Source organism: Streptomyces sp. NPDC038280 (genome assembly GCF_055600045.1).
Genome location: NZ_JBVJYZ010000003.1, coordinates 414,431 through 433,520 on the forward strand (window position 1 = coordinate 414,431; position 19,090 = coordinate 433,520).

A 19,090-nucleotide genomic window follows, 5' to 3' on the forward strand; every position below is an offset into this window, starting at 1 on the left:
TCCGTCGGTGGGGTCCATCTTCCTACGGGGCCGACCCGGGGGGTGCCGCCGGGAGGCCGAGTTCGGCCAGGAGGTCCCCGGTGTGTTCGCCGAGCCGTGGGGGAGCGGTGCGGTAGGTGGCCGGAGTGGCGGCGAGGGTGATGGGGTTGGCGACCTGGTCGACGGGCGTGTCGCGGGCCGGGTCGGTGATCCGCACCCGGGAGCCGAGCCCGAGACGCTCGGCGAGACCGAAGGCGGCGGCCAGGTCGTTGATCGGACCGCAGGGCACCCCCGCCGCGGTGAGGTCGTCGAACCAGTGGTCGGCGGTCCGCCCCGCCAGCGGGCCGGCCAGCTCGTCGATCAGCGGGTCCCGGTTGGCGACCCGGGCCGAATTGGTCGCGAAGCGCTCGTCGAGAGCCAGCTCCGGCCGCCCGATCCGCTCGCACAGGACCGCGAACTGCCGGTCGTTGCCCACGGCCAGTACCAGGGGCCGGTCCTCGGCGTCGAAGACCTCGTACGGCGCGATGCTCGGATGCCGGTTGCCCATCGCCCGTGGGACGACCCCGGCGCCCACGTACGCCGACGCCTGGTTGGTGAGCGCCGACAGGAGTGAGGTGAGCAGCGACACCTCGATCCGCTGACCCTCGCCCGTACGGTCGCGGTGGCGCAGCGCGGCGAGCACGCCTAGGCCCGCGTGCAGACCGGTGATGACGTCGACGAGGGCCACCCCCGCCTTGGTCCCCGCGCCGCCGGGCTCCCCGGTCACGCTCATCAGCCCGCCCATCGCCTGGACCAGCAGGTCGTACCCGGGGAGCGCGGCCCCCTCGGCGGCACCGAAACCGGTCACCGAGCAGTAGACGAGCCCGGGGTTGAGCGCCCGCGCCTCCTCGTAGCCGAGGCCGAGCCGGTCCATGGTCCCGGGCCGGAAGTTCTCCACCAGGACGTCGGCCCGGGCCACGATCGCCCGGGCGGCCTCCAGCCCCCCGTCGTCGGTCAGGTCGAGGGCGATGGAGCGCTTGTTGCGGTTGACGCCCAGGAAGTACGTGGACTCGCCGTCGGCGTAGGGCGGACCCCAGGCGCGGGTGTCGTCGCCCGCCCCCGGCCGCTCGATCTTGATGACGTCGGCGCCGAGGTCGGCCAGCAGCATCGTCATGTACGGCCCGGCGAGCACCCGCCCGAAGTCGGCGACGACGATCCCGGAGAGCGCCCCGGCTCCCTGCCGAGCTCCCTGCTGGTCTGGCATCCCGATGTCCTTTCGCGCTCCGGTCCCGGTCCGGGTCCGCTCCGGATCCATGGAACCTACGCACCACGTCGACCGAATTCAATACTGGATCCAAAATCCGATCCAGGGCTAGGGTGCGTGGTCGTGCCGGGTCGTCGTGGAACCCGCACCGCCCAAGCCTGGAGGCAGCCATGAAGTCGTCGCCCGTCCACCCCTTCGACCTGCTCGCGATCGACGGGCTGCTGACCGACGAGGAGCGGGAGATCCGCCGGACCGTGCGGGCCGTGGCGGAGCGCGAACTGCGCCCGCACGTCGCCGGCTGGTTCGAGCGCGGCGCCGTCCCCGCACGCGAACTGGCCCTGCGCCTCGGCGGCATCGGCGTCCTCGGCATGCACCTGGAGGGTTACGGCTGCGCCGGCACCAACGCCGTCTCGTACGGCCTGGCCTGCCTGGAGCTGGAGGCGGTCGACTCCGGACTGCGCAGCCTGGTGTCCGTGCAGGGCTCCCTCGCGATGTACGCCATCCGGGCGTACGGCTCCGAGGACCAGAAGCGGGAGTGGCTGCCCGGCATGGCGGCGGGCGAGAAGATCGGCTGCTTCGGACTCACCGAGCCGGACGCCGGTTCCGACCCCGGCGCGATGCGCACCCGTGCCCGGCGGGAGGGCTCCGACTGGGTGCTGGACGGCACCAAGATGTGGATCACCAACGGCTCGGTGGCGGATGTCGCGGTCGTCTGGGCCCGTACCGACGAGGGAGTGCGCGGCTTCCTGGTTCCGGCCGGAACCCCCGGCTTCAGCGCTCCGGAGATCAAGCAGAAGCTCTCCCTGCGGGCCAGCGTGACCAGTGAACTCGTCCTGGAGGACGTGCGGTTGCCCGCCGACGCGATGCTGCCGGGCGCGCGCGGTCTCTCGGGGCCGCTCGGCTGTCTGAACGAGGCCCGGTTCGGCATCGTCTTCGGCGCCCTGGGAGCCGCCCGCGACTGCCTGGAGACGGCGATCTCGTACGCGGGGGACCGGGTCGTCTTCGCCCGGTCCCTCGCCTCGTACCAACTCACCCAGCAGAAGCTCGCCGACATGTCGCTGGAGCTCGGCAAGGGCATGCTGCTCGCCCTGCACCTCGGGCGCCTCAAGGACGCGGGCCGGCTCACCCCCGAACAGGTCAGCGTCGGCAAGCTCAACAACGTGCGCGAGGCGATCGGGATCGCCCGCCAGTGCCGCACGATCCTCGGCGCCAACGGCGTCACGCTGGAGTACCCGGTGATGCGCCACGCCAACAACCTGGAGTCCGTCCTGACCTACGAGGGCACCAGCGAGGTCCACAGCCTCGTCGTCGGCAAGGCCCTCACGGGCGAGGCCGCGTTCCGCTGAGGGAACCCGCGGCTGGGCGCGACTCACCCGGGGGAGTGAACCGCCACGAGCCTCCGTCGCCGCTCCGGGCGCGGCGCCGCGTCAAGGGAGTCATGGGGAGTCACGGGCCCGCAGGACGTGCCCGCGCCCCGGGGTTAGCGTCGTCATCGAGCTCCGGTGTGCTTCCCCGCACCCCGGGGCCGCCCCCGTCCGAGGCGCCCCAAGGAGTCGCGATGGCCGAGTTCACCGGCGACGACCATCCGCACCCCGACCCTCCGCCCCCCGACGCCGCGCATCCCGACGTCCTGCCCGTCGACGTCCCCCTGCCCGACGCTTCGCAGCCCTGTCGCCCGGCCCCCGCAGGGCCGCTGTACGTACCGGTCCGCGTGGGGCCCGCGGGCTGCGCCGTCCGGCTGTTCCGCACCCCCCTGGGCGAGCGGACGGTCGTCGGCTTCACCACCGAGCGGCTCTTGCTCGCGGTGCTCGGCGAGGAGCAGGCATGGATCCGGCTCTCGGAGCCCGCGCTGCGTTCCCTCGGCCGGCCCCTCGGTATCGACCGGGTGATGGTCGACGCCCACCCCGTCCTGGACGTACCTCCTTCCGGGTGACGCGTACCCCGGCGGCGCGCTGCCTCATGGACCCGGAGGCCAAGAGCCCCCCTCGCCGCCGGAGATACGCCTCCACTTCCGCGGCGGCGATTCCTCACTGCGGCCGCAGCCCCTGTCGCCGGGCCAGCAGGTCAAGTCGGTACCGCACGTTGTGCTTGTAGCTCGGGCAGGGGACCATCCCCTCCGCCCACAGCTTGGGGCAGGAGCCCCCGCACACCGGGAGCATCGGGCAGTCGGCGCACGGGACTTCGCGCTGTTGGATGCGGTCGTGCCAGCCGTCGTAGGGACCCGGGGGCCGTGTGCCGGCAAGGGACGGATCGGTGATGCGGGCCAGTGCCTGTTCCGCTTCGGCCACGGGGACCAACGGCTGCTCGCTGCACGAGAAGATGGCTCCGGTGCTGCTGATGATTTCCGATCTCGCGGAGACCGCGGCGCAGACGACGGGTTTGGAGGCGGCGGGCAGCGTCATGAAGCGCAGCCCCAAGTCCGACATCCTGGTCAGCCAGGCCTCCTCACGCTTGGCGTAGGTCGGTCCGTCCAGCTCGATGGACGAGACGTCGTTGGACCAGGAATGGACCTTCTCCAGAGTGAAGGAGACGCGCGGGTGCGCGAACCCGTGACCGGCCATCCGGTCGAGGTACGCGTCCACGTGGTCCGCGTTGCCGGTGCTGACGTTGGTGCGCAGTTCGAAGGAGAGCCCGTGCAGGTCCTCCGCGGCCAGGGCCCGCGTCACGACATCGGTGATGCGGTGGAAGGAACCGCCGCCGGACTTGAGCGGCCGGGACGCGTCGTGGATCTCGGGCGGACCGTCGAGAGTGATCACGATCTTTCCGATGCGGGCCTCGTGGTGCAGCCTGCGCAGCTTGGCCAGGGTGAGCAGGGATCCATTGGTGATGATCGTCGCGCTGTAGGCCACCCCCGCGCGCTGAGCGGCGTCGACGAACCCGTGGCTGAGGGAGAGGATGACGGCGTATCCCATCAGGGGCTCGCCTCCGAACCACCGCACCGCGACCGCGTCCGTCGCTTCCGCGTCGATGGCTCCTTCCACGCGGGCGGCGATCGCTTGCCGATGTGTCAGGGGCAGGGCCCCCTTGGTGTGGGCCTGACCGCAGTAGCCGCATCCCATGTTGCAGTAGGACGTCGGCATGAGGGTGAAGGACCGGTGGGAATGGTCCGCCGCGGCTCGTCTGGAGCGGTCGAGCAATGTGTCGAGTTCTTCCACGGCGGCGGGGACGACGAGTTCCAGATCGACCAGGCGCTGGAAGAGGCCGGGGTCGCCGTACGGGACGACGCCTGCCCGCAGGCCCTCGGCGACGTCTTCGGGGAGGGCGACGGCACGGGCGCGGCGTGTTCCGTACACCACGCGCAGACGCTCACCCCGCGCGTTGACGTACGACGTGTCGCTGTGGACGCGGTAGCGGCTGGCCCGCCACTCAGTTGTAGGGGATTCGGGAGCCGCAGCAGTCACCGTCGATGTCCTCATCGTTCACGTGGGTGGGGTGGGGCAGGCTGCTCGGGACGAGCAGACGGGAGTCGACGGGCACCGGGTCACCGTCGATGTGGACGACGGCGTCCGAGGTGATCAGGTCGATGTGTACGTCCGCCAGGTAGTCCACCGCCTCGAGCAGTTGTCCGTGCTGGCCGAAGCCGACGTGGACGCCGGGATGCCGTTCGTTGATGTGCGAGTTCATGGAGATGAAGTCGTCGATGCCCGTGTTGGTGCCGAAGCCCAGTTCGCCCACGTGATCGCCGTGCTCCATGCGGACGCAACGGGCGAACAGTTCGGTGACCCTTTCGTCGGCGCACCGATGGGAGACCGCCTTGCTGTCCTTGATCTCCACGGTCAACGGGTGCTCGGCCAGCCGGGCGTCCAGATCGACCGCCTTGTTGACGTTGAAGGCGCCGTCCGCGACCAGTCGGCCGGTGACCGAGGCGGGGTAGGTCGCGACCTCACCGGCGGGCAGCACCACGAAGGACCCCGGCCGCCACACGCCGCGATTGCTGAGCCATCTGTAGCGGTCGTTGTCCAGACGTATCTCCAGTTCCGTGCCCGAGCTGGTGGTGACGGCGAGATGCCGGGCCTCGAGGAACCGGTGCAGGAGTCCGGAGTTGATGGCGCTGAGTTCGGCCGGTGAGGGCCCGAGGGCGAAACGGAAGAAGTCCCAGCTGCCGTTGATGATGCGAATCGGCAGGACGCGGTCTCCGTAGCAGGAGATCTCCCTCCGGATGACGGCGGCGTGCGACATCGTGTCCCGTTCGATCGTGATCAGGACGAGCCGGCGAGGGAGCGCACTCGGCGCGGGCAGTGCGGCTTTGATGCGCCGGTGGAGGTCACCGTCGGAAATGGCAGCCATAGGGACCACGAGGGGATCGAACCCCCGGTCCCGGGCCACCAGGAGGAGCAGTGACGCCTGCTCTCTGCAGTCCGGGGTGTAGAACACGGCGAGCGTGTCGTCGGGATGGAGGGAGGCGTAGTCGTCGAGAAGGGTGTCGACGCCCCGCATGACGCGGTCGTCGATCCGGGATCCGGAAGAGGTCATGGGGATCTCCTGGTACGCACGGACGGAAGGGCGAGGAGGGGTGCCGGAGCAGGCAGCGCTCCGGCACCCGGTGAGTCGGCTACGCGGCCGGAGTCGAGGATGTGGGTCGCGGCGGAGAACCGCCGCGACCCGATCGGGACCTCCGCCCCCCCGTCGGGCCGCACGCGGCACCGAAGACGGAGGTCCCGATCTGCTTACATGCAGCCGGCGTTGAGGATGTTCCAGAGGCCGGGAAGGTCGCCGTCGGCGGACAGCAGGTCGCCTGCGGTGACGATCTCGCTGTCACGGATCATCACGGGCTCCCCCTGGAGAAGCTCCTCCTGGACGGACTGCAGGCGGGCGGACATGGCATTCGACATGGTTGTTCTTCCTTTCGTGGAGGTGGTGAATGCGGTGGAGCTGCTTACGGGGCCGTGCCCGTAAGCGGTGATCCGGCGTCCGTGGACAACGGATCAGATCGTGGGTGCGGACGATCCCGCCCCTGACGAGGGGCGCGGGGAGTCGCACATCGTGGTGGCCGATCGGCGAGGCCACCACCGGGTGGAGATCGGGAGCGCGGCCAGGACGACCAGCGCACCGGCGGCCGCGAAGAGGGCCTGCGGCGGGGCGGCGGTGCCGACGACGCCCGCGGTGCCGAGGGCGGCCACCGTGGCCGTGTTGGCCAGCGCGTTCCAGGCGGCGACCGCGCTGCCCCGACTGCCGCGGGGCACGGAGAGCGCCAGGGCGGTCTGCCGGCCCACGCCGAAGCTGCCGTTGGCGATGCCGTAGAGCGCGGTCAGGGCGAAGAGGAACAGCACGTGGTGGAGGAGCGCGATGCTGACCAGCGCGGACCCGATGACGACAGCGCTCAGAGTGCCGACGGGACCGACCGGGTGCCGCGCCAGGAGGTTCCCCGCCAGCCATGCGCCGATCAGCTGGCCCGCGGCCACCACCACCGTCAGCATGCCGAAGACCGTCCCGCTGGCTCCGTACACATCACGGACGAGGTAGATCTCGGCGACATTGGTGAACTGCAGAGCGAAGGTGATCGCCGAGCCGAGCAGGACCGTGCGCGCGGTGAGGGGCCGCGCCATCAGGGCCCGGAGCCCCGATGCGAGGCCCGGCCCGCTGGAGCGCCGAGGTGAGCCCGCGTCCCCCGTTGACGCCTGCGCCACCGCCGTCGCCGCGCGAGGGAACCGTGCCAGGGCCGCGACCGCGGGCAGCGCGAGATAAGTGGCCGCGTTGACGAGGAGAACTCCGCGCAGTCCCACGCCGTCCAGCAGTGGTCCAGCGGCTGCCGGCCCGATGAGGTATCCGGCGCTGGATCCCATGGAGACCCGTGCCGCGGCCCGGTTGACCTGGCCGGATGCGGTGGCGTCCAGTACCGATCTGGTCAGGGCCGGCCCGGTCAGCGCCATCAGACACGACAGAAGTGCCAGCAGACCGACGAGAACCGGGACGGACTCGGTGCAGGCCATGATCGCGGAGACCATGACCATGGCGGAGCCCGTCAGGGCGACCACGGGCCGGAAGGAGAGCCGGTCCGCAACGCGTCCCGCGGCGCCCGCACAGACGATTCCCGGCACCGCGAGTGCGGCGAACAGGGCGGCCATCCCCGAGCTGCCGACGCCACGTTGATGAAAGTGCAGCATCAGGGCCGTGATGGCCACACCGTCCCCGAGGCAGGAAATCATGAGAGCGGCGGCTGTCGCACTGACCTCACGAGGTACGGGCGGTGGCCCTGCGGGGCGATGGGCCGCCGTCGTCACCTTGATCACTGGAGTGACGGGTGGGACCGGATGAAGCCGGGCTCCGGCGGGGGATCGCCCGGCAGGAGCGCCTGATCGCCCGGCCCGGGCTGCGCTCCGCTGCCGGTTTCCAGCGTCCTCTTGAAGGCGATCAACGCCGCTTCCATGCGGGACGCGAAGGGCACCGCGAGTTCGTCGGGCAGGATGTCGTGGATCCACACGAACCGGCTTCGGCCGTGATCCAGTGGCACGACCTGCATCGACGAGTTGTCGTGCAGTGGCGTCACGGTCCCCCCGACGACCGAGAAGACGAGGCGGCGACCGACGTGGTCGACACCGACGAGTCTCTCGACCGCCTCAGCGCCGTCCTCGAACGTGACGACCCTGGTGTCCGCGGCCTCACACCGGCTCCGCCGGACGAGGCCGGGCGCGAGTCGCTGAGGTCCTGTGGCGAAGTCCTGGACCACGTCCCACACCTCAGCGGCATCGGCTTCCATCATGATTTGTCTGCGTACAGTCGCCATTGGATGTTCCTCCCTTTCACCACGTGCTTCCGGTCCGGGCATGTGAGATCCGGCCTGGCAGGCCGGGACCAGTGGGCCCGAGAGCCGCTCGCTGCGCCTGCGGCGTCGACCGGTGGCAAGAAGGTCGCACGACAGCGGGTGGGGCTGACACCATTTCGCTGTGGCTTAATCGGCACTAGCCTGGCGACGTGATCGAGATTCTGCTGGGCCCGGCGGACCTGGCCGCCACACGCTTCGCCTACTCGCCGATGGAAGAGCTCGTCCACAGCGTGCGAGTCGTCGCCGGACGGCAGGAACAGGCCCTGAACCGGCCGTGGTTGACGCAGATGAAGCCGCGGCTGGCCGGAATGGATCTCGGTCTGCTGATCGCTCTGATGGCCGACGCCCGCTGCATCCCCGACTTCCTCGCGCCTCCCATGGAGCGGATGCGCGGAAACTTCGAGGAGGAACTGCAGGCCATCCGCGGCTCTTCGGACGACGCCGTCCGTGACGCCCTGGACGACCTGCGCGGCGACCGGCCCCTCCCGCGCGAGCTCGTGTCCCTCTACGAGCGTCCCCAGCAGGAACTCGGCACACTGGCCGCCCGTGTCTCGGCCTACTGGAAGGCCGTCATCGAGCCGGTGTGGCCGCGACTCCGTGCGGTGCTCGACGCCGACATCAGCCATCGCATGGACCAGCTCGCCACAGGCGGTTTCGCGAAGGTCTTCGGCGATCTGCACCAGGACGTCGAGTACGCGGGCGATCGCCTGCGCATCGACAAGCCCCACCGCAGCGCGGTCCGCGACGGGGACGGGGGAGGCCTGCTGCTGGTCCCCTGTGTCTTCGCATGGCCCGGCATGGTGGTGCTGTACAACGAGCCGTATCAGCCGGCTCTGACCTATCCCCCGCGCGGCACCGGCCAGGTCTGGGCGAATTCCGAGGACGCCGGCGGTGCGCCCATCGCGGAGCTCGTCGGCCGCAATCGGGCGCTCGTGCTCGCCCATCTCGACATGCCGTTGTCCACGAGCCAGCTCGCCGCCTACCTCGGAATGACGCCGCCGGCGGTGAGCCAGCACCTGGCGATTCTGCGACGGTGCCGTCTGGTGTCCTCGCGAAGGGCCGGAAGGTGGGTGCTGTACCAGCGGACGCCACTCGGAACACATCTGTTGGAGGCAGCGCACGCCGCGTGACGCGGACGAGCTCCGTGGCCGGACAGGCGCCGCGCCGCTCTTCCGGGAGGCGTCCTCCAGCGGGTACGGCGCCCCGGCCGCCCCCTCGGTCGCGGGCGCGCGAGGAGGTGGAGTCCACGGTGACGACCCGGCCCCGCGGACTGCTAGCGGGGAGCGGCGAACTCCGAGCCCCGGACCAGTAGGTGGACGACATCGGCGGCCGCGATCGCCATCGTGGCCAGGAACGGGATCCGCCCTCCGGCGAAAGAGCCCGGCAGTGGGGCGGTCGCGAGGAGCGCGAGCAGGGCCGTCGCCGTCAGAACCGCCCCTCCCTCTACGCCGACCGGGCCCGGCGGGCCGACGGCCAGGGCGATCGAGGAACCGACGACCAGAAGCGCCGCCAGGGCGGCCGAGCGCCGTCGGCCCAGCCGCTGCGGCAGCCCGAGCACGCCCGTCGCGACATCGTCCTCGATGTCGGGAAGGACGTTGGCGAAGTGCGCCCCGGCGCCGAGGAGCGCCGCGGCGGCCGTCAGCCACGGTGGCGCCCACGGCGCGCCCGGCAGGCCGAGGGTGAGGGCCGAGGGAAGCAGTCCGAAGGCCAGGGCGTACGGCAGCCAGGAAGCAGCCGTGCTCTTCAGGCGGAGGTTGTACGACCAGGCAGCCGCCACCCCCAACAGATGTGCGGTGCCCGGGAGCAGTCCATAGGCCAACGACAGCGGCACACAGGCCGCGAGGGCCGCGACGGCGGCGCGGGTCACCGTGCGGGGCTGTACCTCGCCGGTCACCAGCGGCTTGTCGCGGCGCCCGGACGCCAGGTCCCGCCGCAGGTCGACCCGGTCGTTGCACCAGCCGACCGACAACTGCCCGGCGGCCACCGCGCCGGCCGCGAGGGACACCGACGCCAGGTCGAGCCCCATGGCAGCGGCGAGGGCGGTGGTGAGGACGGTGACGGCCGCGGCCGGAAGGGGGTGACAGGCCTTCAGCAGCCCCACCACGCCCCTCGACAGCCTGGCCGGCGCGGCAGGTGCGGCGGGGGTGGCGTTCCGACGGCCGTCGGTCGTGGTGCTCGGCACGGCGCCACGCTATGCCACGCCGCGCCCGGTATGCCCAATTTCATGGGCTTGTGTCAAATATTTTCTATGTTGGGCCCATGACGCGTGTCCTGGCAGTGAGCACGGTGTTCCCACCCCACCGCTACCGGCAACGGGACATCACGGAAGCGCTCGTCCGCTGCCTGCCTCCGGGCACCGACCCGGGCCTGCTGCGCCGGGTCCACGAGTCCGTACGGGTCGACACGCGCCATCTCGCCCAGCCACTCGAGCGCTACGGCGAACCGGGCGGCTTCGGCCGGTCCAACACCACCTTCATCGAGACCGCGCTCGGGCTGGGGGAGCGGGCTGTCGCCCTCGCCGTCGGGGCCTCGGGCCTCGCCGCCGAAGGGATCGACCTCGTCATCTCGACGACGGTGACCGGTCTCGCGACGCCGTCCCTCGAAGCCCGCCTCGCCGACCGGGCCGGACTGCGTCCCGACGTCAAGCGGGTCCCCCTCTTCGGTCTCGGATGCGCGGGCGGCGCGGCCGGGGTGGCCCGCCTCCACGACTACCTCACCGGCCGGCCCGGCCACGCCGCACTCCTCCTGTCCACCGAACTGTGCTCGCTCACCCTGCAGCACGCCGACGTGTCAATGGCGAACCTCGTCGCAGGCGCCCTGTTCGGCGACGGCGCGGCGGCCCTGCTGGCCGTCGGCGATGACCACCCGCTGCACGCCGGCGCGAGCGGCCCCACGGTGGCGGCGGCCCGCAGCCGTCTCTACCCGGGCACCGGGCATCTCCTCGGCTGGGACATCGGCGACTGGGGATTCCGTATGGTCATGGGCCGCGAACTTCCCGAACTGGTCCGGCTCCATGTCGCCGAGGAGATCGAGTCGTTCCTCTCCGACCACGACCTCAAACCGGCCGACGTGACGACCTGGGTCTGCCACCCCGGCGGGCCGAAGATCCTCGACGTACTGGCCGACGCACTGGCCCTGCCCACCGGCGCGTTCCAGGCCAGCCGGCGTTCGCTCGCCGCCGTGGGGAACCTCTCCTCGGCGTCCGTACTGCATATCCTGAGCGACCTCCACACCGCGGGCCCGCCTCCGCCCGGCTCGGTCGGCGTGATGCTCGCCCTGGGCCCGGGCTTCTCCTCCGAACTCGTCCTCCTGCGCTGGTGAGCCACGCTGTGATCACCTACCTGGTCCTGATCCTCCTGGTCGCCCTCGAACGGCTCGCGGAACTGGTCACCGCGCGGCGCAACACGGCCTGGAGCCTGGCGCGCGGCGGCCGGGAGTACGGCCGCGGCCACTACCCGGCGATGGTCGTCCTCCACACCGCGCTGCTGGCCGGCTGCGCGCTCGAACCCTGGGCGGCGGGCCGCCCGTTCATCCCCTGGCTCGGCTGGACCGCGCTCGCCCTGGCCCTGGCCGCCCAAGGGCTGCGCTGGTGGTGCATCGCGACGCTCGGCCCGCGCTGGAACACCCGGGTCGTCGTCGTCCCCGGCCTGCCGCTGGTCACCGCCGGGCCCTACCGGCTGATGCGTCACCCCAACTACGTGGCGGTCGTCGTCGAGGGATTCGCCCTGCCGCTCGTCCACACGGCCTGGCTCACCGCCCTCACCTTCACCGCCCTGAACGCCGCGCTGCTGACCGTGCGCGTCCGCTGCGAGGAGGCCGCCCTCGGCGAGCCCGGCCCGGCCGCCGCCCGTCTCCCCACCGCACCGGGGGTCACGCCGTGATCGACGTGCTCGTCGCCGGCGGCGGTCCCGCCGGTCTCGCCACCGCCATCCACGGCGCCCTCGCCGGACTCGATGTCGTGGTCCTCGAACCGCGCCCCACCCCGATCGACAAGGCGTGCGGCGAGGGCCTGATGCCGGCCGGTGTGCGAGAACTGCGGGAGCTGGGCGTAGCCGTCGACGGGCGGCCGTTCCACGGCATCCGCTATCTCGACGACGCCGGTGGCCACCGCGCCGAAGCGCTCTTCCGCACCGGCTCCGGCCTCGGCGTCCGCCGCACCGCCCTCCACGCGGCGCTGGCCGCGCGCGCCGCCGAACTGGGCGTACGGGTCCTGCCGCGCCGCATCGACCACCTGCGCCAGGACGTCACCCGGGTCACCGCCGCCGGCCTGACCGCCCGGTACCTCGTCGCCGCCGACGGCCTGCACTCACCCGTGCGGCGCCTGCTCGGCCTGTGCGCGCCGCCGAAGCGCCGCACCGCCCGCTACGGCCTGCGGTGCCACTACGACATCGAGCCCTGGAGCGAGCTCGTCGAGGTGTACTGGTCGGCCCGCTCGGAGGCGTACATCACCCCGCTCGCCCCCCGTCGGGTCGGGGTCGCCGTCCTGACCAGCGAACAAGCCCCCTTCGACGAACAGCTGGCCCGCTTTCCCCGCCTGATCGACCGGCTGCCGGCCAGCGCCCGGCGCACACCGGTCCGCGGCGCCGGGCCCCTGCGGCAGCAGGCCCGCACGCGGGTCGTCGGGCGGGTGCTGTTCGTGGGTGACGCGGCCGGATACGTCGACGCCCTGACCGGCGAGGGACTCACGCTCGCCCTGAACGGGGCCAGGGAACTGGTCCGTTGCGTGGGGGCGGGCAGGCCCGACACCTACGAGCAGGCCTGGCGCAAGGTCTCGCGCAGCTACCGTCTGCTGACCGGATCCCTGCTGTGGGCCCGCCACCAGCCGCGCCTCGCGCCGCGCATCGTCCCCCTCGCGGCGCGGCTGCCCGGCACCTTCACCCGGGCGGTGAACCTCCTGGCCTGACGGCACGGCCCGGCGCCCGTACACGCGGGACTCGGCCGGCACGCCGTACACGTGCGCCCCGGCCCGCAGCCGTACACGCGCGGCTCGGCCCGCACGCCGTACACGCCGCGGCCCGGCCTCCGGCGCATCGAACGGCGATTTCTGGAAACCCGCCGTGTATGACGCCCCTTCCCGGCACGTACGCCTCGCACTGGATGGAAACCGCCCGGTCCGCGCCGTGGCCGCCACTCGCCGACGACATCGAGGCCGATGTCGTCGTCATCGGCGCCGGCATCGCCGGGCTGAGTACCGCCTGGGAGCTGTCCCGCAAGGGACACACCGTCGTCGTGCTCGAAGCCGGCCGGGTCGCGGCGGGCGTCTCCGGGTACACCACGGCGAAGGTCAGCGCCTTGCACACCCTCGTCTACGCCCGGCTGCGGCGGACCAGGGGCGCCGAAGGGGCCACCCTGTACGCACGGTCACAGAGCGACGCCGTCGCCCACGTCTCCGACGTCACCCGGGAGCTGGGCATCGACTGCGAACTGGAGCGCCGGCCGGCCTTCACCTACTGCGAGGACCCCGGCGCGGCCGACGGTCTGCGCGCCGAGGCGGACGCCGCCGCGGAGGCCGGGCTCGCCGCCTCCTACGTCACCGAAACGGGCCTGCCCTTCCCGGTCGCCGGGGCGGTGAGGGTGGAGGACCAGGCGCAGTTCCACCCCCGCAAGCACCTGCTCGCCCTCGCCCACGACATCGAGGCGCGGGGCGGCCGGATCCACGAGCAGACGCGCGTCGTCGAACTCGATCACGGTGAGCCCTGCCGGATCGCCACGGCCGCGGGATTCACGGTCACTGCCCGGGACGTCGTCGTGGCCACGCACTACCCCATCTTCGACCGGGCGATGCTCTTCACCAGGCTGTCGCCGAGCCGGGAACTCGTCGTGGCCGGTCCGCTCCCGGCCGAACGCGATCCCGCCGGCATGTACATCACCACGGAGGGCAACAAGCGCTCGGTGCGTACCGCGCCGGACGCGGACGGCGGGCGCCTGCTGATCGTCACGGGTGAGTCGTTCACCCCCGGCACCGGCGACACCGCCGAACGCTACGAGCGGCTCGCGTCCTGGGCCCGGGAACGCTTCCCCGGCGTCGAGCTCACGCGTCGATGGGCGGCCCAGGACAACGGACCCACCGACACCGTGCCGCTGGTGGGCCGGATGCACCCGGGCGCCGACCACCTCTTCGTCGCCACCGGCTTCGGCGGATGGGGCATGAGCGGCGGAGTGATGTCGGGCCGGCTGCTCGCCACGCTCATCGACGGCGGCACCTCCCCCTGGGCGGAGCTCTACGACCCGCGCAGGCTGCGCAGCACCGTCCGCGAGGCGACCGGGTTCCTCAAGCACCAGGCCGTGGTCGGCAAGCACTTCGTGGGCGACCGGCTGCGCACCCCCGGCCCCTCGTCGGCCGAGGAACTGGCACCGGGCGAGGGCGCCGTCGTACAGGTCCGCGGGGAGCGCTGCGCGGTCTACCGCGACGACGACGGCACCCCGCACGCCCTCTCGGCGCGCTGCACCCATCTCGGCTGTCTCGTCGCCTTCAACAACGCGGAGAGGACCTGGGAGTGCCCCTGCCACGGCTCGCGCTTCTCCGTGGACGGCGACGTCCTCCAGGGACCGGCGGTCCGCCCCCTGGACAAGAAGGACCTCTGAGCGCCGCCGTCGGGCCGAAGGGAGCGGATGCCCACGCGGCAGGCATCACATCGGGGGCCGGCGCCGGGCCCCGGCTGTTCTCGTACGGGGAGGCGAAGGCCTGGCACGACCTGACCAGCCAGGACCTGAACGAGGCGCTCCGGGCGTCTCTCGGGCGTGGACATCACGGCCAAGGACTTCCGCACCCGCACACGACCGTGCTCGCCGCGCTCGCGGGCGCCAATCCCACCGACGCGCCACGCGGCGGCGCATCGAGCCCCCGGACGGTGCAGGTCAGCCGCTGTTTCGGCAACACGCCGACGATATGCCGTGCCCCCTCCATGGACCGCGCGTGTTCGAGCTCCTCGAGGAAGGCGTCACGATCGCGCCCGCGCTCGGCCGCCTCGCCGAACACGGGACGTTCGGCCGCCCGGCGACCCAGGGACCCGTGGAAACGGCGGTCCTGGACCCGCTGGACCGCTGCGCGGACCCGTGCCACCCGCCGGCCTCAAAGATCCTCGGGTCCGGATTGCCCGGGACGAGCCGGGGAACCCGCCGGGTGCGGAACCGAGCCTTCGGCCCCCACGGGGCGCGGCTTCTACGAAAGGAGCGGATCATGTCCGAAGCACGCGGCGACGACGTCTACCAGCCCGAGAACTCCGACGTGGACAACCGGCCCACCGACGACCTCGACCTGGAGAACGCCATCGGCGATGCCGAACTGGACGACATGCTGGACCAGGGCTACTCCCCGCCGGAACGGCCCCTCGGCGTCACCAAGTACGGCACCACCGGCCGGGAACAGCGCGAGGGCGAATCCCTCGACCAGAGGCTGGCCCAGGAGACACCCGACACCGGCGCGCCGGAGGGCGACGGCATCGGCGACCTCCCCGACGGCGAGGGAGAGCCCGTGGACGAACAGGCGGGAGCCACCCGTGCGGGCCGACTGACCTCGGTGGACGAGCCGTCCCCGCCCCGGAACATCGACGTGCTGGCCCGCGACGTGGGCATCGACGGAGGGGCGGCGTCCGCCGAGGAGGCCGCGATGCATGTCGACTCCGCCGCCGACCTGCCCGACGAGTCCGACATGGAGCCCGATGTCGAGCCCGACATCGACATGGACGACCTCGGCGGCGGTCCGGCACGCCGCTGACGGATCCGCGACACCGGACGGGGCGCACCCACGGGGGCATGTGTGGGGGCGGACGCCATCGCGCCCGCCCCCACACATGCCCCCGGTCGTCACCGAGCCCGGAAGGGGCCGGTCATCCGGCGCCCGCTCCCTGCTCCGCGTGCACCCGCACACTGCCCAGGCCTGGATCGGCGGCGTCCGGCACGAGCATCCCGGCGGCGACACCACTGCGCAGGTATGCGAGGACCGGCCCGGTCAACCGCTCGCCCGGCAGTACGGCGGGGATGCCGGGCGGGTACGGGGTGAGCATCTCGGCGGCGACGCGGCCGGCCGCCTTGTGCAGCGGCACCTGCTCGGTCGCGCCGAAGTACGCGTCCCGGGGCAGCATCGCCTGTTCCAGCCGGAGTTCCTGGGGCGAGGGCACATGGACCGTGGGCGCCGGACGCAGCTCGGGCGCATGACGGACCAGGGACCCGAGGGCGGTCAGCAGCCGCTCGGCGGTGTCCTCCCCGTCGGCGTACGTGATCTGGGTACTGATCCTGCGGTGGTCGGCGAGGTGCGCGTTGACGCGGTGGTGTTCCCGCAGCCAGTCGGCGGCCGTGTAGCCGCCCACGCCGAGCCCGCGCAGATCGATGACGACGGGCAGGGGGTCCAGGCCGGCCGCGCGGCCGGGGACCAGATACTCGGGGCCGTCCACATGGAGCCCGTCGACGGCGTCGATCCGCTCGCGCACGTGCCGGGCCAGGCCGAGCGCGTTTCCCAGCAGGACTTCGCCGTGCTCGGCCATCTGCCGGCGCCATGCGTCGAGCCCGGCGTAGATGAGGACGGACGGGCTGGTGGTACCGAGCAGGTCCTCACGGGACTTGAGGACGGCGGGGTCGACGAGATCGCCCTGCAGGTGGAAGACCGACCCCTGTTCGAGCCCTCCGCCCATCTTGTGGACCGAGGTGACACAGAGGTCCGCGCCCGCGTCCATGGCCCAGGTGGGCAGGTCCGGGTGGAAGGGCAGATGCGCCCCCCACGCCTCGTCGACGATGAGCGGACGGCCCCTGCGGTGGCAGACCTCGGCCAGACCGGCGATGTCCGCGCAGCTGCCGTACGGCGTCGGGCTGGTGACGAGTGCGCCCTTCGCGTCGGGATGGGCCTCGAACGCCTCCTCGAAGGCCGCCACCGAGGGCGGGTGGGCGAGGTGTCGGTCGGGGTCCCACTGCGGGTCGACCCATACCGGACTCATGCCGGACAGGATCAGCCCGGCGACCACCGACTTGTGGGCGTCCCGCCCGACGAGGAGCTTCTCACCGGGACCGGCGACCGCCAGCATGGAGCTCTTGACGGACAGTGAGCTGCCGCAGGTCGAGAAGAAGGTGTGGTCGGCGCCGACCGCGTCGGCCATGAGTTCCTGGGCGCGTTCCAGGACGCGGCGGGAGGTCCTGCGGTCGTCCAGACCGGCGTTCGCGAGGACGTCGGAGCCGTAGACGCCCGGCCCCAGGACGGCCTCGGCGCGGGGGTCCGCTCCTCTGCCCTGTTTGTGGCCCGGCGGGGTGAACGGGGTCTGGCCCCGCCGGTGATAGGCGTCGAGTGCTTCAAGGACAGGTGCGCGGGAGTGGTCCCTCCCCGTGCCCATGCGGTACCTCCCGGTGGCCGGATGCGCGGGCCGTGTGCGGCATTGCTGGTGGGCCCCGGGATCATCCCGGGGCCCACTGGTGCCTCTGCCCGCCGCCGTCCGGATCATGCGCTCCGCCCGGCCCCGCCCGCCGCGCCGTCACTCCCTGGCGCTCGCCACTCCGAGGGGATGATCTGGCCGCTGGGACTTGGCGGCTTCCATCTGTTCCCCCAGCTCCTTGAGCCGGTTACGGCCCATCGCCTTGCGCACGTCGGGAAACCATTCCTGCTCCTCCTCCTCGACGTGGTGGCGCACGTTCTCGATGAGGACGGTCATCTTGGCGTCGAAGCGTTCGTCGGAGGCGTCCATGTTCGCGAGTTCGGCGCACATCCACACCACGACGTGGTGCTCCTCCACGCTCTCGAGCACATGGTCCTTCATGTCGGAGTCCGCTTCCCGCGCCGCGGGATAGAAGATCTCCTCCTCGATGTACGTGTGGGTGGTGAGCTCTTCGATGATCTTGTCGGCGAGTTTCCGCTTCTCCGCGACCGCGTCGTCGCCTGCCTTCTCGAACTGCTTGAACAGCTTCTCGACCGTCTTGTGATCTTCCTTCAACAGCACGATGCCATCCATACGTCCTCTTTCTCGTGACCCCGGCAACAGTCTTGCGTCGTGCGCCCGCGGACGCACCAAGTGCGCGTCCATCCCGGCCGGTCGGGGCCGGGACGGACGCGGGCTCCTCGTGGCGGCGACTCAGCCGACCCGCCGGCCGGCGAGCGGCGCCGTCCGCTCGCCGCTGCCCTCGCGGACCCCGGTCAGGAACGCGGAGAGCGCCTCGCGGGACGTCCTCTCCGGCTGCCAGCCGAGTTCGCGGTGCGCACGGCCGGCGTCGAGGACCGGCAGTCGCAGCACCGCGTCGAACAGATCCGGCGAGGCCGGCGCCAGCCGCAGGTGCCAGGCCGCCGCCAGCGCGCCGTGCACGGCGCTCCGAGGCACGCGTACGACCCGGGCGTCGAGGAGGTCGGCGAGCTGCTCCGCGTCGATCACCGGGCCGGCGGCGAGGTTGAACGCGCCGCGCACGTCGCCCAGTACGGCCAGCACATAGGCCCGGGCCGCGTCGTCGGTGTGGAGCGCCTGGAAGCGCAGCCCTTCGAGATCGGGTACGACCGGCAGCAGACCCGGCCGCAGCAGGGCGCCGGGGAAGAACCGTCCGGCGAAGATCCGGCGCTGCTCGCTCGCGGACTCCTCCTTGAAGAGGAAGCCGGGCCGCATCCGCACCACCCGGATCCCGGGATGGTCGCGCTCATAGGTGTCCAGCACCCGTTCCAGATAGGCCTTCTCGCGGCAGTACGCCGCAGCCGGCCAGCCGTTGGTCGGCCACGACTCGTCCACGCCCGGCTCCGTCTTGGGCCCGGGGGAGTACGCGCCGACGGACGAGGCGTGCACCAGGGCGGGCACCCCCGCCGTGGCGGCCGCCTCGAAGACCCGCAGCGACCCGAGCACGTTCGTCTCCCAGGTGACGGCGGGGTCGTGGGTCGGCTGGAACCGCCACGCGAGATGCACGACGGCGTCCGCCCCGCTGAAGCACTCCAGCAGGCGGTCCCTTCCGGACTCCGCCGCGAGATCGACCTCCTGCCAGCTCGTCCGGGGCAGCTCGAGATCGGGACGCCTGCGGGCGATGCCCACGATCGAGCCGATCCCCGGTTCCTCGCCGAGCGCCCTGACGACACTCGTGCCGACGTTTCCGGTGGCGCCGGTGACGACCACCCGAAGTTCCTGGTCCGCGGCCATGACGTGCTCCCTGTG

The 19,090-nt window shown here is 72.0% G+C and carries 18 protein-coding genes; 8 read left to right on the forward strand and 10 right to left on the reverse strand.

Annotated features, from left to right (window positions below; translation table 11 throughout):
• Positions 1-22: 22 nt before the first annotated feature.
• Positions 23-1,222, reverse strand: coding sequence for a CaiB/BaiF CoA transferase family protein (locus tag ACZ7J0_RS10215; protein WP_470885824.1), 1,200 nt, complete (start codon positions 1,220-1,222; stop codon positions 23-25).
• Positions 1,223-1,392: 170 nt separating this feature from the next.
• On the opposite strand from ACZ7J0_RS10215, the gene ACZ7J0_RS10220 reads away from it, so the two are divergent.
• Together ACZ7J0_RS10220 and ACZ7J0_RS10225 are read left to right on the forward strand one after the other, a co-directional pair.
• Positions 1,393-2,568, forward strand: coding sequence for an acyl-CoA dehydrogenase family protein (locus tag ACZ7J0_RS10220; protein WP_470885825.1), 1,176 nt, complete (start codon positions 1,393-1,395; stop codon positions 2,566-2,568).
• Between the two features lie 212 nt (positions 2,569-2,780).
• Positions 2,781-3,155, forward strand: coding sequence for an SAV_915 family protein (locus tag ACZ7J0_RS10225; RefSeq protein ID WP_470885827.1), 375 nt, complete (start codon positions 2,781-2,783; stop codon positions 3,153-3,155).
• A 94-nt stretch (positions 3,156-3,249) separates the two neighbouring features.
• Here the strand turns inward: ACZ7J0_RS10225 and ACZ7J0_RS10230 are convergent, their stop codons facing one another.
• The 5 genes from ACZ7J0_RS10230 to ACZ7J0_RS10250 form a co-directional block, all read right to left on the reverse strand.
• Entirely contained in the window at positions 3,250-4,623 is a 1,374-nt protein-coding gene (locus ACZ7J0_RS10230) for a radical SAM protein (protein ID WP_470885829.1), read from the reverse strand.
• Positions 4,589-5,695 (reverse strand): M29 family metallopeptidase, encoded by a 1,107-nt coding sequence (locus ACZ7J0_RS10235; RefSeq protein ID WP_470885831.1) that lies wholly within the window; start codon positions 5,693-5,695, stop codon positions 4,589-4,591. The genes ACZ7J0_RS10230 and ACZ7J0_RS10235 overlap by 35 nt, the downstream gene beginning before the upstream one ends.
• A 194-nt stretch (positions 5,696-5,889) precedes the next feature.
• On the reverse strand, positions 5,890-6,054 hold the full coding sequence (locus tag ACZ7J0_RS10240) for a hypothetical protein (RefSeq protein ID WP_470885833.1): 165 nt from the start codon (positions 6,052-6,054) through the stop codon (positions 5,890-5,892).
• A gap of 93 nt (positions 6,055-6,147) precedes the next feature.
• Positions 6,148-7,368 carry an MFS transporter gene (locus ACZ7J0_RS10245; RefSeq protein ID WP_470885835.1) on the reverse strand — a complete coding sequence of 407 codons (1,221 nt, stop codon included), beginning with the start codon at positions 7,366-7,368 and terminating at the stop codon, positions 6,148-6,150.
• Positions 7,369-7,448: 80 nt separating this feature from the next.
• Positions 7,449-7,988, reverse strand: a complete 540-nt coding sequence (locus tag ACZ7J0_RS10250; protein ID WP_470885837.1) for an SRPBCC family protein — start codon at positions 7,986-7,988, stop codon at positions 7,449-7,451.
• Between the two features lie 146 nt (positions 7,989-8,134).
• On the opposite strand from ACZ7J0_RS10250, the gene ACZ7J0_RS10255 reads away from it, so the two are divergent.
• A complete protein-coding gene (locus tag ACZ7J0_RS10255) occupies positions 8,135-9,115 on the forward strand; it encodes an ArsR/SmtB family transcription factor (RefSeq protein WP_470885839.1) in 981 nt (326 codons plus the stop codon).
• A 143-nt stretch (positions 9,116-9,258) separates the two neighbouring features.
• Here ACZ7J0_RS10255 and ACZ7J0_RS10260 read toward each other — a convergent pair whose 3' ends face one another.
• Positions 9,259-10,167, reverse strand: coding sequence for a UbiA family prenyltransferase (locus ACZ7J0_RS10260; RefSeq protein WP_470885841.1), 909 nt, complete (start codon positions 10,165-10,167; stop codon positions 9,259-9,261).
• Positions 10,168-10,244: 77 nt separating this feature from the next.
• Here ACZ7J0_RS10260 and ACZ7J0_RS10265 point away from each other — a divergent pair, with 77 nt between their 5' ends.
• From ACZ7J0_RS10265 to ACZ7J0_RS10285, 5 genes are all read left to right on the forward strand, one after another.
• A complete protein-coding gene (locus ACZ7J0_RS10265) occupies positions 10,245-11,306 on the forward strand; it encodes a type III polyketide synthase (RefSeq protein WP_470885843.1) in 1,062 nt (353 codons plus the stop codon).
• An 8-nt stretch (positions 11,307-11,314) separates the two neighbouring features.
• Complete coding sequence (locus ACZ7J0_RS10270; RefSeq protein ID WP_470886057.1) at positions 11,315-11,866, forward strand: isoprenylcysteine carboxyl methyltransferase family protein; 552 nt, start codon at positions 11,315-11,317, stop codon at positions 11,864-11,866.
• Entirely contained in the window at positions 11,863-12,888 is a 1,026-nt protein-coding gene (locus ACZ7J0_RS10275) for an NAD(P)/FAD-dependent oxidoreductase (protein WP_470885845.1), read from the forward strand. The genes ACZ7J0_RS10270 and ACZ7J0_RS10275 overlap by 4 nt, the downstream gene beginning before the upstream one ends.
• Before the next feature lie 158 nt (positions 12,889-13,046).
• Positions 13,047-14,570 carry an FAD-dependent oxidoreductase gene (locus ACZ7J0_RS10280; protein WP_470885847.1) on the forward strand — a complete coding sequence of 508 codons (1,524 nt, stop codon included), beginning with the start codon at positions 13,047-13,049 and terminating at the stop codon, positions 14,568-14,570.
• A gap of 592 nt (positions 14,571-15,162) precedes the next feature.
• Positions 15,163-15,702, forward strand: a complete 540-nt coding sequence (locus tag ACZ7J0_RS10285; RefSeq protein ID WP_470886059.1) for a DUF5709 domain-containing protein — start codon at positions 15,163-15,165, stop codon at positions 15,700-15,702.
• Positions 15,703-15,814: 112 nt separating this feature from the next.
• Here the strand turns inward: ACZ7J0_RS10285 and ACZ7J0_RS10290 are convergent, their stop codons facing one another.
• The 3 genes from ACZ7J0_RS10290 to ACZ7J0_RS10300 all read right to left on the reverse strand — a co-directional run bounded on the left by ACZ7J0_RS10290 (position 15,815) and on the right by ACZ7J0_RS10300 (position 19,075).
• Positions 15,815-17,305, reverse strand: coding sequence for an aminotransferase class I/II-fold pyridoxal phosphate-dependent enzyme (locus tag ACZ7J0_RS10290; RefSeq protein ID WP_470885849.1), 1,491 nt, complete (start codon positions 17,303-17,305; stop codon positions 15,815-15,817).
• Between the two features lie 138 nt (positions 17,306-17,443).
• Positions 17,444-17,917, reverse strand: a complete 474-nt coding sequence (locus tag ACZ7J0_RS10295; protein WP_470885851.1) for a hemerythrin domain-containing protein — start codon at positions 17,915-17,917, stop codon at positions 17,444-17,446.
• 120 nt (positions 17,918-18,037) lie between these two features.
• The gene (locus tag ACZ7J0_RS10300; protein WP_470885853.1) at positions 18,038-19,075 is read right to left on the reverse strand and encodes an NAD-dependent epimerase/dehydratase family protein; all 1,038 of its coding nucleotides are present in this window, start codon (positions 19,073-19,075) and stop codon (positions 18,038-18,040) included.
• Positions 19,076-19,090: the final 15 nt, after the last annotated feature.

Coding starts and splice junctions, on each gene's coding strand:
- ACZ7J0_RS10215 (WP_470885824.1), bottom strand. CDS start 1,222: ATGCCAGACCAGCAGGGAGCTCGGCAGGGAGCCGGGGCGCTCTCCGGG.
- ACZ7J0_RS10220 (WP_470885825.1), top strand. CDS start 1,393: ATGAAGTCGTCGCCCGTCCACCCCTTCGACCTGCTCGCGATCGACGGG.
- ACZ7J0_RS10225 (WP_470885827.1), top strand. CDS start 2,781: ATGGCCGAGTTCACCGGCGACGACCATCCGCACCCCGACCCTCCGCCC.
- ACZ7J0_RS10235 (WP_470885831.1), bottom strand. CDS start 5,695: ATGACCTCTTCCGGATCCCGGATCGACGACCGCGTCATGCGGGGCGTC.
- ACZ7J0_RS10240 (WP_470885833.1), bottom strand. CDS start 6,054: ATGTCGAATGCCATGTCCGCCCGCCTGCAGTCCGTCCAGGAGGAGCTT.
- ACZ7J0_RS10245 (WP_470885835.1), bottom strand. CDS start 7,368: ATGATTTCCTGCCTCGGGGACGGTGTGGCCATCACGGCCCTGATGCTG.
- ACZ7J0_RS10250 (WP_470885837.1), bottom strand. CDS start 7,988: ATGCCCGGACCGGAAGCACGTGGTGAAAGGGAGGAACATCCAATGGCG.
- ACZ7J0_RS10265 (WP_470885843.1), top strand. CDS start 10,245: ATGACGCGTGTCCTGGCAGTGAGCACGGTGTTCCCACCCCACCGCTAC.
- ACZ7J0_RS10280 (WP_470885847.1), top strand. CDS start 13,047: ATGACGCCCCTTCCCGGCACGTACGCCTCGCACTGGATGGAAACCGCC.
- ACZ7J0_RS10290 (WP_470885849.1), bottom strand. CDS start 17,305: ATGGGCACGGGGAGGGACCACTCCCGCGCACCTGTCCTTGAAGCACTC.
- ACZ7J0_RS10295 (WP_470885851.1), bottom strand. CDS start 17,917: ATGGATGGCATCGTGCTGTTGAAGGAAGATCACAAGACGGTCGAGAAG.
- ACZ7J0_RS10300 (WP_470885853.1), bottom strand. CDS start 19,075: ATGGCCGCGGACCAGGAACTTCGGGTGGTCGTCACCGGCGCCACCGGA.